The following is a 12,016-nucleotide window of genomic DNA, read 5'->3' on the forward strand; positions in this document are numbered from 1 at the left end:
GTCAGCCCTCCTCCTCGTGCCGGCCGGCGCGGGGACCGGGCGGCAGCAGTTCGGCCAGGTCGGTCACGACCATGTCGGCCCCGTGCTCACGCAGGTCCCGCGCGCTGGTTGGGCCGGCCGTCCGGTCCACCCCGACGACCAGCCCGAAGCCGCCCCGGCGGCCCGCCTCCACACCGGCGAGCGCGTCCTCGACGACGGCCGCCTCCGCCGGAGGCACTCCCAGCCGCCGGGCGGCCTCCAGGAACACCGCGGGATCCGGTTTGCCGGGCAGGTCCAGCCGAGCCGCCTCGTGGCCGTCCACCACGGCGTCGAACACCTCCGGCACCCCCGCTCCGGAGAGCAGCTCCCTCGCGTGCCGGGAGGCGGATATCACCGCCATGGGCACCCCTTCGCGGCGCAGGGCGCGCAGCAGCCTCAGGGTGCCGGGCCAGGCCTCGACGCCGCCCCGGCGCAGGGCGGCGGTGAACAGCCGCTCCTTGCGGGCGGCGACGGCGCGGACGGTGCCGTTGCCGGGCGGGTCGTCCGGCTCGCCCGGCGGCAGGTCCAGCCCCCTGGAGGCGAGGAAGGCGGCGGCGCCGTCCAGGCGGGATCTGCCGTCGACGTACCGCAGGTAGTCCTCCCGGACGTCGAACGGGCGGAACCGGTCCCGCGCGCCCCCTTCCGGCCGTCCGCCGCCGCGCTCGCGCCACTCGCGCAGGCAGTCGTCGAACGCCTCCTTCCAGGCGGCGGCGTGGACCCGGGCGGAGTCGGTGATCACCCCGTCGGTGTCGAACACCACGGCCCTCAGGCCGTCCAGGCGGTGTGCCGGCGCGGCGGCCTCCTCCGGGTCCCGGGCTGCGGCAGGCGGCATGGTCGTTCCCTCCGGTGGGGTCGTCGGGGCGGGCAGGGATCAGATGTGCTCCGGTACGAGGGCCACGGGGCAGTCGGCGTGGTGGATGACGGTGTGGTCGACCACCCCCAGCTGGAGGCCGAGGCGGCCCTGCCGGCGGTGGGCGCCGATCACCAGCAGGTCCGCCCTGCGCGACTCCTCCAGCAGCACCACGCGGGTGGGGCCCTCCACGGCGTGCAGGTGCAGGTCGATCCCGGAGTACTCGCGGGCCGCGGCCCGCAGGGCGCCGTCCAGGTGGTCCATCGCCTCCCGGTGACGGGCGCCGGCCGGGCCCCCCTGGATCAGCAGGTGGTTCTCCGCCGTGTGGGCGGGCCGGCGCCAGGTCCGCACCGCGTGCAGTTCGCAGTGCCGGGCGTCGGCCTCCCGGAAGGCGAAGTGGGCGGCGGGAGAGCCGTCCACCCTGTCCCCGACCCCCAGGACGACCCGGCCGTGGCCGCCGGCGCGGGCGTTCTCCCCACCGCGTACGACGACCACCGGGCAGTCGGCCCGGCCGGCCGCCTCCAGCCCCACCGAGCCCAGCAGCAGGCCCGCGATCCCGCCCCGGCCCCGTGAGCCGACGACGAGGGCGAACGCGTTGCGGCCGGCGTGGACCAACGCCGCCCCGGGTTCCTCGTCGAGGACGACGGTGGTTACCCGCAGGCCGGGGGCGCGCAGGCGGACGCGTTCGGTCGCGGCGGACATCAGCTCCTCCGGCTCCGGGTCGCCCTCTGCTCGCTCCTCGGTCCCGTGGACCAGGCACAGCGGTACCGAGTGCCGGACCGCCGCGTCCGCGGCCCAGTCCACCGCGAGCAGACTGCTCCCGGAGCCGTCGACGCCCACCAGCAGGGGAAGCTCCACCGCCGCCACCTCCTTGTCCCGGCCTCCCGCGGTTTCCCGGTCCCTGTGCCGTCCATTCCGGTTCCGGCCGGCGGGTGACCGTTCCCGGGGAACCGGCGAGTCGCGGGTTCACTCGCCGGTTCCCCGGGAACGGTCACCCGCATACGGACCGGTGAAACCCCCGGCGGGCGGTTCCCGGCCACCCCGCACCGCGGCGCGGCCCCCGCCCGGCCCCCGTACGGCCGTACGGCACTGTGGGGTCCGCCCACCGGTCCGGCCGAGGCGAGGGAGGCGCGGCATGCGGATGCCCGCGGGGTCCGGGTGGCGGCGCGGGGCGCTCGCGCCGGCGGCGGGCGCGCTGCCCGCCCTGTCCTTTCCCGCGCCGTCGCTGTGGTGGTGGGCCTACGCCGCGCTGGTCCCGTGGCTGCTGCTGCTGCGTACTGCGCGGAGCGGGGGACGGGCGGCCGTGGAGGGCTGGCTGGGCGGCACCGGTTTCCTGCTGGCCACCCATCACTGGCTGGCCCCCAGCCTGCACGCCTTTCTCGTGGTGGTGGCGGCCCTGATGGGGCTGCTGTGGGCTCCGTGGGGCTGGCTGGTGCGGCGGCTGCTGGCGGGTGCGCCGGCTCCGGGCCGTGCGGTGGCGGCGGTGGTGCTGGTGCCCTCGGCGTGGCTGGTGATCGAGCTGGTGCGCTCCTGGGAGTACCTGGGCGGCCCGTGGGCGCTGCTGGGGGCGAGCCAGTGGCAGGTGCCGCCCGCGCTGCGGCTGGCCTCGCTGGGCGGGGTGTGGCTGGTCACCGTGTGGGTGGTGGCGGCGAACACCGCGCTGGCGGTGCTGGTCGCGGTGCCCGGCGCGCGGCGGGCCGCCGCGGCCGCGGCGGCGGTGTGCGTGCTGGTTCCGGCCGCGGCCTGGGCGTGGGCACCGCTGCCGCGGCCGTCGGGCACGGTCCGCGTCGCGGTGGTGCAGCCGGGTGTGGTGGACGGGGCCGGGGCGCGTTTCGACACCGGTGAGCGGCTGACCCGCGGACTGGTCGGCCGGGACGTGGACCTGGTGGTGTGGGGCGAGAGCAGTGTCGGCTACGACCTGGAGGAGCGCCCGGATCTGGGCGAGCGGCTGGCGGCGCTGTCCGCGCGGGTCGGGGCGCCGCTGCTGGTGAACGTGGACGCCCGGCGCCCGGACGGGCCGGGGATCTTCAAGAGCTCGGTGGCGGTGGGGCCGCGGGGGCCCACCGGGGAGCGCTACGACAAGATGCGGCTGGTGCCGTTCGGCGAGTACGTGCCGGCCCGTTCCCTGCTGGGCTGGGCCACGGCGGTGGGCGAGGCGGCCGAGGAGGACCGCAGGCGCGGGGACTCGCCGATGGTGATGGACACCCTCGGGGTGCGCACCGGTCCGCTGGTGTGCTTCGAGTCGGCCTTCCCCGATGTCGGCCGGGCGCTGGTGCGCGAGGGCGCGGACCTGCTCGTCGCCCAGTCGGCGACCTCCACCTTCCAGGACAGCTGGGCGCCGTCCCAGCACGCCTCCCTGGCGGCGCTGCGGGCCGCGGAGAGCGGGCGGCCGATGGTGCACGCCACGCTGACGGGGGTGAGCGCGGTGTACGGCCCGCGCGGTGAGCCGGTGGGCGGGCGGCTGGGCACCGAACGGAGCGGGGCCGCCGTTTACGAGGTGCCGCTCGCCTCGGGCGCCACCGGCTACGTCCGGTCCGGTGACTGGACCGTCGCCGCCGCGCTGGGCTCGCTGCTGTCGGCTGCGGCCGTGGCCGCGGTGCGACGGTTCCGGCGCGGGCGGTGGGGCGGGAGGCGGAAGAGGGCTATCCGGCCTGCTCCAGCGCGGCGGTGACGACCCGTTCGCACAGCTCGTGGGTGCGCAGGGCGTCCTCGGCGTCCAGGTGGCGCCCGGCGCGCACGGCGTCGAGGAAGGCCGAGACCGTCTGCTCGATGCCGCGCTGGCGGGCCACCGGCACCCAGTCCCCGCGGCGGCGGATGCTGGGCTGGCCCTTGTGGTCGACGATCTCGGCGAGGTTGAACACCTGGCGCCTGGCGTCCCGCCCGGAGACCTCCAGGATCTCCTCGGCGCTGCCGCTCATGCGGTTCATGACGCCGATCGCGGTGAAACCGTCGCCGGACATCTGGAGCACCACGTGGTGCAGGAGCCCGTCCCTGACCCGGGCGCGGACGTCGATGTGCCCGGCAGGCCCGGGCAGCAGGAAGCGGAGGGTGTCCACGACGTGGATGAAGTCGTCGTAGACCACCTCGCGCGGGTCGGCCGCCAGTCCGACGCGGTTCTTCTGCATCAGGATCAGGTCACGCGGGTGCTCCAGGCACTGAACGTAGCCGGGTGCGTGGCGGCGGTTGAAGCCGACGGCGAGCGGTACGCGCCGCCGGCCCGCCAGGCGCACCAGGTGCTCGGACTCGGCCAGGGTGTGGGCGAGCGGCTTGTCGACGTAGGTGGGCACTCCGGCTTCCAGCAGCCGGGCGACGATCGCGGGGTGCTCGGCCGTCGGGGCGTGGACGAAGGCCGCGTCGGGGCCGGCCGCGATCAGCCCGTCGAGGTCCGTGTGCCGCTGCGGGCCGGGGATCCGGTGGGCCTCGGCCGTCCGCTCCAGGGTGGCGCGGGTACGGGTGTGCAGGTGGAGCTCCAGCCCCGGCCGGGCGGTGAGCACCGGCAGGTACGCCTTCTGCGCGATGTCACCGAGTCCGATCACTGCGATCCTCACGGGACCCCCTTGGTCTCGCCGTCGTCCGGCGCCGTCCGGGGCGGTCCGCCGCCGCCCGGTCCGCTCAGGGCGTGGCCGTTTCGCCGCCGCCCCGTGTTCCCCTCGGACCGGCAGCATACGCGGCGCCCGGCGGCTCCCAGTCGGCGATGCCGTCGAGGCTGCGCAGGGCCAGGTGCGGGCCGAGCCGGTCGAGGGCGGTGAACGCGGCGGTGCGCAGGGCTCGGGCGGGCGGGGAGGACCAGGTGGTCAGCCGTCCGATCCGCCCGGAGCGGCGTACGACGTCCATGGTGCGGGGCAGGCGGTCGCGGGTGTAGGCGGCCAGGCGGCGTTCGAGACCGGCGGCGCCTGGGCCGGCGTGGTGGGCGAGGACGACGGCGTCCTCGATCGCCTGGCAGCCGCCCTGGCCGAGGTTGGGGGTCATGGCGTGGGCGGCGTCGCCGAGCAGGGCGGTGCGCCCCTGGTGGTAGGCGGGCAGTGCGGTGGCGGTGCGGTACACGTCGCCGCGCAGGACGCCGTCGGGCCGTACGGCGGCCAGCAGGTCGGGGACGGGGTGGTGCCAGTCGCCGAAGCGGCGCAGCAGTTCGGCCCGTTCACCGTCGGGCGACCTGCCTCCGGCGGGGACGGTGGCGGTGGCGTACGCGTACACCCGGCCGTCGTGGAGCGGGACGGTGCCCCATACCGAGCCGGGCCCCCAGGTCTCGTGGGGGCTGAAGGGCCGCCCGGGTGCGGGGACGACGAACCGCCATGCGGTGAAGCCGGCGTAGCGGGGGGCGGGGTGGCCGGGGAAGAGGGTCCGCCGGGCGGCGGAGTGGATGCCGTCGGCGGCCACGACGAGGTCGGCCGTGTACTCCCGGACGCTTTCTCCGCCCTCGCCTTCGCCGTCCGTGGCGCGTACGGTCGCCGGCCGCCCGTCCCCACCTGGGTCGGCGACCTCGGCCGGTGTGCCGGTGCGGATCGCGTCGTCGGGCAGCCGGGCGGCGAGCAGGCCGACGAGGTCGGCGCGGTGGACGACGACGACGGGGCCGCCGAAACGCTCGGCCGCCGCATCGGGGGTGGTGCGCGACAGCCAGCGGCCGGACGGCGTGCGCAGTCCTCCCGCGCCCTCCCAGGCGGACATGGCGCGGACGGCGGCGCCGACCCCGATGACGTCCAGGGCGCGCTGGGCGTTGGGGGCCAGGGCGATCCCGGCGCCGACGGGTTCCAGCGCGGCGGCGCGTTCGAGGACGGTGACCGCCCAGCCGCACAGGTGCAGTGCCGCGGCGGCGGTCAGGCCTCCTATTCCGGCACCGATGACGACGGCTCGGGGCTGGCTCATGGGCGGTGCTCCTCCGTGCCGGCGGCAGCGACTGTTCACTACATCTGTAGTAACACTCCTCAGCCTACTACATCTGTAGTGAGAGGTAGATTGGCGGGCATGTCCCGGAGTACGGCCCGCGCCACCGCACGCGGCGAGCTGATCGCCGACACCGCGATCGACCTGCTGGCCGAGCGCGGCCTGCGCGGCCTCACCCACCGCGCGGTGGACGAGGCCGCCGGCCTGCCGCAGGGCTCCACCTCCAACCACGCGCGCACCCGCGAGGCCCTGCTGGAGACGGCGGTGCGGCGGCTGGCCGTACGCGAGGCGCGCGTACTGGGGCCGGCGCAGCGGATGCCCGGGCCCGGCGACGACCCCGGGACGCCGGCCGAGGCCGTGGCACTGGCCCTGCACCGCTATCTGACGCACCACCGCCACCTGGCGGTCGCCCGCTACGAGTTGGCCCTGGAGGCGACCCGGCGCCCCGCCCTGCGGGCGATCTACGACCGGGCCGGGACCGCCGCCTTCCGCGAGCCGCTGGTGGCGATGATGGCCGCCGCGGGCTCCACGGAGCCCGAACGGCACGCGCTGTCGCTGATCGCCTGGTGCGACGGGGTGATGTTCTCCTGCACGGCGGGCTCCTACCACTCGACGGTGCCGACGCCGGAGGAACTGCGAGCCGGGCTGGAGGAGCTGCTGCGCGGCATGCTGGGCGGATGAGGCGCCCGCAGCGGGCCCGGCCGCCCGACGCGCGGGCAGCACAGGCCGCACTGGCCCCACAGGCCGCATGTGTCACATCGGCCACATGAAACGCATGAGCCATCCGCATCACTCCCGCGGGGAGTTCCCGGCGGCCGCGCGGTGCGGCAGAGTGGGCCGGGTGCGATGTGTGAGAAGCGCCCTGCTCCTGACCGGAGCCGCTCTGGCGGCCGTCTCGGGGTGCGTCACGGTGGCGGGCGGCCAGCGGCCGGAGGAGAGCGCGCCGCCTCCCCGGCCCAGTGGTCCCGCCCTGCCGCGGCGGGACGCCGAGCCGCCGCGGACACCCGGCCCGGTGCGGGAGACCCTCGCCAGGGTGGAGGGCGGCCCGGGCGGGCCCGGTGCCTTCTCCCCGTCCCGCTCCGGCCCACCCGCCGCGTCGGCCCCCGCCCGCAGGCCCACCGCGCGCCCGGTGCCCCGCCGGCCGCGGAGCGAACCGCCCCCGTCCGGCCCCGCCGGGCCCCCCGGGCGCGCCTCCGGCGGCACTCCCCGGTGGCCCGGCCCGGATGTGTGCGGGCTCGGTGAGGCGTACGGCGGCTGGGCCCCGGACGGAGAACCGGCGCGGACCTGCCGGCAGGTCTACGGCGACTGAGCCGGCGGCCCGGAGGTGTCCGCCAGCCGCCGCGCCAGATCCCCGATGGCGGCTCTGACGCCCGTGCCGTACGCGTCGTCGGGCAGTTCCCGTACCGCGCCGCGGGCCCTGTCCAGCTCGTGCCGGGCGGCGGCCAGGTCGCCGAGCCCGGTGTGGGCGGCGGCCAGGCTCAGGTGGAGCGAGGGAAGCAGGGCCCGCACGGCAGCCCCGTCTTCGGCGGGGGCCAGCGCGGCGGCCAGTGCGCGCCGGCCCCACTCGAGCCCGGCCGCGGGATCATCCTGGGTGCCGGCCAGGTAGTGGGCGATGGCGCAGCGGTGGAACGGGGCGCCGTCCTCGCCCGCCTCCTCCCACAGTCGCACCAGCCGGTTGCGCGCCTCCTCCCGGTCCCCGCCCCGGTGCAGGATGACCGCCTGGCCGATCCTGGTCGGCAGCGGCTCGCCCGCCGCACTCCCCTCCCCCGCCGCTCCCGTCTCCTGCCGATGCTCCGCCACGGGCTCTCCTGTGTGGTGGTGTCGGTGCCGGCGGCGCGGACGTCCTTCCCGCGCCGTCCTCCGACGCTAGCCGCCGGTGGCGGCCGCGGCGCTCAGGCGCTCTCGCCGGTGCCCCGTCCGTACCTGTCCGCCAGCGCCTCCACCTCCCGCACCACCGCCGCGCGCAGCCCGGCCGGGCCGAGCACCTCCGCCTCCGCGCCGAGCCGGAGCAGGTCGCCCACCGCCACGGTGGTGCTCTCCACGGGGAGGAGCACCCGCACCCAGCCGTCACCGTCCGGCCCCTCCGCCTCCCGGGCCGCCCGCGCGCCCACCGCGCCGAACAGCATGGGCAGCAGCCTCAGGCCGCGCGGGGAGAGCCGCAGCAGTGCCTCACCCCGCAGGCGGCCGGCCTCCAGACGGCCCGTGGCCTCGGCCCAGTACGCCGCGAGGTCGAAGTCGGCGGGCCGCTCGAAGCGCTCGCCCGGCGCATCGAGGCCGAGGACGCGCGAGACCCGGTAGGTGCGCAGGTCCTCCCGGAGCCGGGGTCCGCCGCCGTCGCCGTCCGGGCCGTGGGCGGACCGTGCGACGAGGTACCAGATGCCGCCCTTGAGGACAAGCCCGAGCGGATGCAGCTCGCGGCGCACCTCGCCCTTCCAGCGGCGGTAGCGCACGCGCAGGGTCCGCTGCTCCCAGACGGCCTCGGCCACGCGTGCCAGGTGCGGTACGGGGTCGGCGTCCCGGAACCAGGCCGGGGCGTCGAGGTGGAAGCGCTCGGAGACGCGCCGGGTGCGCTCGGCGAGCTGCGCGGGGAGCGCGGCGCGCAACTTCAGCTGGGCGGTCGCCAGCTCGGCTCCCAGCCCCAGTTCGGCCGCGGCGTCCGGCATCCCGGCCAGCCACAGGGAGTCGGCCTCCTGGCCGTTGAGGCCGGTGAGCCTGGTGCGGTAGCCCTCCATCAGGCGGTAGCCGCCCTCCGGTCCCCGCACGGCGGTCAGCGGCACGCCGGAGGCGATGAGCGCCTCGGCGTCGCGGTAGACGGTGCGGACCGAGACCTCCAGCTCGTCGGCGAGTTCCGGTGCGGTCATCCGGCCCCGGTTCTGGAGCAGCAGGAGCATCTGCAGGAGGCGGTCGGCGCGCATGGCGACAGTCTGCCGCCGGTACCTGACAGAAGGTGTCAGGTACGGGCGGGACAGTGATGGCGGCCGGCGCGGGAAGGGCCCGCGCCACCGCCTGGGAGGAGCCCCATGACCACGCACACCACCGGCAGCTTCACCTTCGCCGACTGGCAGGAGAAGGTCATCGCCGAAGCCGGCGGCAGCGGTGACGGCGCGAGCGCGGGAAGCGGCCCGAAGCTGGCCTCCGCCGTCGTCACCAACCACTTCACCGGTGGCGTCGAGGCCACCGGGACCTCGTGCGCGTACACCATCGTCTACACCGCGAAGGAGCCCGGCTCCGCCGGGAGCTTCACCGGCCACGAGCTGGTCTCCGGCGCCCTCGACGGGCGCGCGGGCTCCTTCGTGCTCGCCGAGCACGGCACCTTCGACGAGAAGGGCACCGTGCGCTGCGTCTTCGAGGTGGTGCCCGGCTCGGCCACCGGTGAGCTGGCCGGGCTGCGGGGGACGGGCGGCTTCACCGCCGTGCACGGCGAGCCGTCCGTCGCGTACGCCTTCGACTACGAGCTGGACTGAGCCGGCCCCGTCGCGCCCTCCGTCGCGCCCTCCGTGGCGTCCGGGAAGCGGCTCAGGAGCCGAGGTTGGGGATGCACCAGTCGACCGGCGTGTGCCCCTGCGCCGCGATCGCCTCGTCGATCTGGCTGAAGGGGCGCGACCCGAAGAACTTCTTCGCCGACAGCGGCGAGGGATGCGCGCCCTGGACCACCGTGTGCCGGTCGGTGTCGATCAGCGGCAGCTTCTTCTTCGCGTAGTTGCCCCACAGCACGAAGACGGCCGGGTCGGGGCGGGCGCCCACGGCGTGGATCACCGCGTCCGTGAACTTCTCCCAGCCCTTGCCCTTGTGGGAGTTGGCCTCCCCGGCCCGGACCGTCAGCACCGCGTTGAGCAGGAGCACGCCCTGCTTCGCCCACGGCATCAGATAGCCGTTGTCCGGGACGGGGCAGCCCAGGTCGGCCTGCAGTTCCTTGTAGATGTTGCGCAGGGACGGCGGGATCCGCACCCCGGGCCGCACCGAGAACGCCAGCCCGTGGCCCTGCCCCTCGCCGTGGTACGGGTCCTGCCCGAGGACGAGTACCTTGACCTGCTCGTACGGGGTGGCGTCCAGCGCCGCGAAGACCTCTTCCCGGGGCGGGTAGACCGGCCCGCGTGCCCGCTCCTCCTCGACGAACTCGGTGAGCTCCTTGAAGTAGGGCTTCTCCAGCTCGTCGCCGAGGACCTTCTGCCAGGACTCGGGCAGCATGGCGTTCACGTGAGACAGACCTCCGGTGTCGGTTCCGCGCGCCTTCTGCGGACGCGCACCCCAGAACGTACCGGTGATCACTGACAACCGCGCCGCACGGGCGGCGGGCGGACAGGCGCCGACCGCCCGCCGCCCGGGGTCACCAGCTCTTCTTGCGGTCCAGCTCCCACAGCCGCATGATCGTCGAGGAGTCGATGCTCCACTCCACGCCGGCGATGTCGTCGTGCGCGGCGATGTAGAGCTTGCCCTGCCACAGGGGCAGCAGCCGGACGTCCTCGGCCAGGATCTTCTGGGCCTGCGTGAAGGATTCGATGGCGGCGCCCCGGTCGCTCTCCTTGCGGGACTTGGGCAGCAGCGTGCCGGTCAGCGTCTTGTGCTCGTACGGCGTGCCCATGACGTTCTCCTTGCCGACGAACGGCGAGATGTAGTTGTCCGCGTCCGGGAAGTCGGGGAACCAGCCGCGGCCGAACACCGGGTACTCGCCCTCGGTGACGCCTTCCTGGAAGTCGCGCCACTCCCGGCCCTCCAGGGTGACGTCGAACAGCCCGGAGGCCTCCAGTTGCCGCTTGATCTCGGCGAACTCCTCGGCGGTCGTGGCACCGTAGCGGTCGGTGGTGTACCAGAGGGTCAGCTTCACCTTCTCGTTGATCCCGGCCTGGTTCAGCGTGCTGCGGGCCTTCTCCACGCTGGGCTCGCCGTACTTCTCGTAGAAGGCGCTGGTGTGGCCGGTGATCCCGCCGGGGACCATGGAGTACAGCGGGGCGGCGGTGCGCTTGTAGACGTTGCGGACCAGGGCCTTGCGGTCGATGATCTGGGCGATCGCCCTGCGGACGGCGGGCTCGGAGACCGACTCGTGCCGCGGGTTGAACACCAGGTAGCGGATCTCGGTTCCGTAGACCTCGTTGAGCTTGATCTCCGGGTGGTCGCTGCGGTTCTTCCCGAAGTCGGCGATCTGCTCGGGGGTCAGGCCGCGGTAGGTGAGGTCGACCTCGCCGCTCTTGAGCTGCTGGACCAGCTTGGCCGAGTCCTTGAAGTACCGGACGGTCACGGCCTCGTTCTTGACCTCCGCGGAGCCCTTGTACTTCTGGTTCCTGACCAGCTCGGCCCGCTCGTCCTCCTTGTAGCCGTCGAGCAGGTACGGCCCGGATCCGCTGATCTTGTCCGACTCCAGCAGCCGGTCGGCCGGGTAGGCCGCGGGGTCGACGATGGACGCGGCGGGGGTGGCCAGGACCAGCGGGAAGGTCGCGTCCGGTCGCTTGAGATGGAATATGATCGTCCGCTCGCCGGAGGTCTCGATGCGGTCGATGCTCTGCAGCAGCTGGGCCGGGCCGGTGGGCGACTTGATCTCCAGAGTGCGCTCGACGGAGTACTTGACCGCCTCCGCGTCCAGCGCGTTGCCGTTGGAGAACGTCAGGTCCTTCTTCAGCACGCACCGGTAGACGCTGCTGACGGTGTCGGTGAAACCGCAGCGCTGGGCGGCGTCGGGCTCCGGGGTGCCACTGGAGCTCGGGAAATGCAGCAGGGTCTGGTAGATGTTCCGGTACAGCTCCCACGAACCGTCCCAGGCACCGGCCGGGTCGAGGACGCTCGGCGTGCTCGTGGTGCCGACCACGATCGCCTCCTCGCTCCCGCCGTCACCGAGCAGCGAGCCGCATCCGGCGAGCAGGGTCGCTGTCACCAGCACGGCTGCGCCCTTCAGAGGCTTGTTCTGGCTGAACACTTGTACGCTCCTCGGTCGGCGATGCCACTAACGCCACTAGATGCCACTACTGCCTGGGTGCTGTGGGGGGATCCATCGGCTGACGGGACGGAGCGCGCCGCGGTGCGAAGCGCATGCCACCACACGTACGGCAGGGTCGGGGCGGGCCTGTCGTGCCGAGGACGTGGCAGACCTTACCGCAGCATATGACGGGGCTGACAGGCTTCTGGACCGGGCAAGATCAGGACTTCCTCCCTCGGCGGACCGAGCGGTCGCGCAGAGTACGGAAGCCGTCTCAGGACGCACACCGGTGCCGTGCCGCCCCCCCGGGGGGGGGCCCCCCCCCCCGGGGGGGGGGGGGGGGCGCCCCCCCCCCCCGC

At 75.0% G+C, this 12,016-nt stretch carries 11 protein-coding genes; 3 read left to right on the forward strand and 8 right to left on the reverse strand.

The genetic code is table 11. The features are described 5' to 3' along the window. Position 1: 1 nt before the first annotated feature. Positions 2–850 carry an HAD family hydrolase gene (locus tag ACW69E_RS26730; RefSeq protein WP_457500868.1) on the reverse strand — a complete coding sequence of 283 codons (849 nt, stop codon included), beginning with the start codon at positions 848–850 and terminating at the stop codon, positions 2–4. 39 nt (positions 851–889) lie between these two features. Beyond that, positions 890–1,726 (reverse strand): universal stress protein, encoded by an 837-nt coding sequence (locus tag ACW69E_RS26735; protein ID WP_457500869.1) that lies wholly within the window; start codon positions 1,724–1,726, stop codon positions 890–892. A 277-nt stretch (positions 1,727–2,003) separates the two neighbouring features. On the opposite strand from ACW69E_RS26735, the gene lnt reads away from it, so the two are divergent. Beyond that, positions 2,004–3,539, forward strand: a complete 1,536-nt coding sequence (lnt, locus tag ACW69E_RS26740) for an apolipoprotein N-acyltransferase (protein WP_457500870.1) — start codon at positions 2,004–2,006, stop codon at positions 3,537–3,539. Here the strand turns inward: lnt and ACW69E_RS26745 are convergent. Together ACW69E_RS26745 and ACW69E_RS26750 are read right to left on the reverse strand one after the other, a co-directional pair. Further along, the gene (locus tag ACW69E_RS26745; protein ID WP_457500871.1) at positions 3,511–4,416 is read right to left on the reverse strand and encodes a Gfo/Idh/MocA family protein; all 906 of its coding nucleotides are present in this window, start codon (positions 4,414–4,416) and stop codon (positions 3,511–3,513) included. The two genes, lnt and ACW69E_RS26745, sit on opposite strands and share 29 nt — an antisense overlap. A 64-nt stretch (positions 4,417–4,480) precedes the next feature. Continuing rightward, positions 4,481–5,731: an FAD-dependent monooxygenase gene (locus ACW69E_RS26750; RefSeq protein ID WP_457500872.1), complete on the reverse strand. Its 1,251-nt coding sequence runs from the start codon at positions 5,729–5,731 to the stop codon at positions 4,481–4,483. Between the two features lie 99 nt (positions 5,732–5,830). Between ACW69E_RS26750 and ACW69E_RS26755 the strand changes: the two genes are divergently transcribed. Continuing rightward, positions 5,831–6,430: a TetR/AcrR family transcriptional regulator gene (locus tag ACW69E_RS26755; RefSeq protein ID WP_457500873.1), complete on the forward strand. Its 600-nt coding sequence runs from the start codon at positions 5,831–5,833 to the stop codon at positions 6,428–6,430. Between the two features lie 615 nt (positions 6,431–7,045). Here ACW69E_RS26755 and ACW69E_RS26760 read toward each other — a convergent pair. Both ACW69E_RS26760 and ACW69E_RS26765 read right to left on the reverse strand, forming a co-directional pair. Continuing rightward, on the reverse strand, positions 7,046–7,549 hold the full coding sequence (locus tag ACW69E_RS26760) for a hypothetical protein (protein ID WP_457500874.1): 504 nt from the start codon (positions 7,547–7,549) through the stop codon (positions 7,046–7,048). 92 nt (positions 7,550–7,641) lie between these two features. After that, complete coding sequence (locus ACW69E_RS26765) at positions 7,642–8,664, reverse strand: helix-turn-helix transcriptional regulator (RefSeq protein WP_457500875.1); 1,023 nt, start codon at positions 8,662–8,664, stop codon at positions 7,642–7,644. Positions 8,665–8,769: 105 nt separating this feature from the next. On the opposite strand from ACW69E_RS26765, the gene ACW69E_RS26770 reads away from it, so the two are divergent. After that, entirely contained in the window at positions 8,770–9,213 is a 444-nt protein-coding gene (locus tag ACW69E_RS26770; protein WP_457500876.1) for a DUF3224 domain-containing protein, read from the forward strand. A gap of 52 nt (positions 9,214–9,265) precedes the next feature. On the opposite strand, the gene ACW69E_RS26775 is transcribed toward ACW69E_RS26770, so the two are convergent. After that, positions 9,266–9,937: a uracil-DNA glycosylase gene (locus tag ACW69E_RS26775; RefSeq protein ID WP_457500881.1), complete on the reverse strand. Its 672-nt coding sequence runs from the start codon at positions 9,935–9,937 to the stop codon at positions 9,266–9,268. A gap of 139 nt (positions 9,938–10,076) precedes the next feature. Then, the gene (locus tag ACW69E_RS26780) at positions 10,077–11,657 is read right to left on the reverse strand and encodes an ABC transporter substrate-binding protein (protein WP_457500877.1); all 1,581 of its coding nucleotides are present in this window, start codon (positions 11,655–11,657) and stop codon (positions 10,077–10,079) included. Positions 11,658–12,016 lie beyond the last annotated feature (359 nt).

The sequence above is a fragment of the Streptomyces sp. SS8 genome (assembly GCF_054072955.1).

Coding starts and splice junctions, on each gene's coding strand:
- ACW69E_RS26730 (WP_457500868.1), bottom strand. CDS start 850: ATGCCGCCTGCCGCAGCCCGGGACCCGGAGGAGGCCGCCGCGCCGGCA.
- lnt (WP_457500870.1), top strand. CDS start 2,004: ATGCGGATGCCCGCGGGGTCCGGGTGGCGGCGCGGGGCGCTCGCGCCG.
- ACW69E_RS26750 (WP_457500872.1), bottom strand. CDS start 5,731: ATGAGCCAGCCCCGAGCCGTCGTCATCGGTGCCGGAATAGGAGGCCTG.
- ACW69E_RS26755 (WP_457500873.1), top strand. CDS start 5,831: ATGTCCCGGAGTACGGCCCGCGCCACCGCACGCGGCGAGCTGATCGCC.
- ACW69E_RS26765 (WP_457500875.1), bottom strand. CDS start 8,664: ATGCGCGCCGACCGCCTCCTGCAGATGCTCCTGCTGCTCCAGAACCGG.
- ACW69E_RS26770 (WP_457500876.1), top strand. CDS start 8,770: ATGACCACGCACACCACCGGCAGCTTCACCTTCGCCGACTGGCAGGAG.
- ACW69E_RS26775 (WP_457500881.1), bottom strand. CDS start 9,937: ATGCTGCCCGAGTCCTGGCAGAAGGTCCTCGGCGACGAGCTGGAGAAG.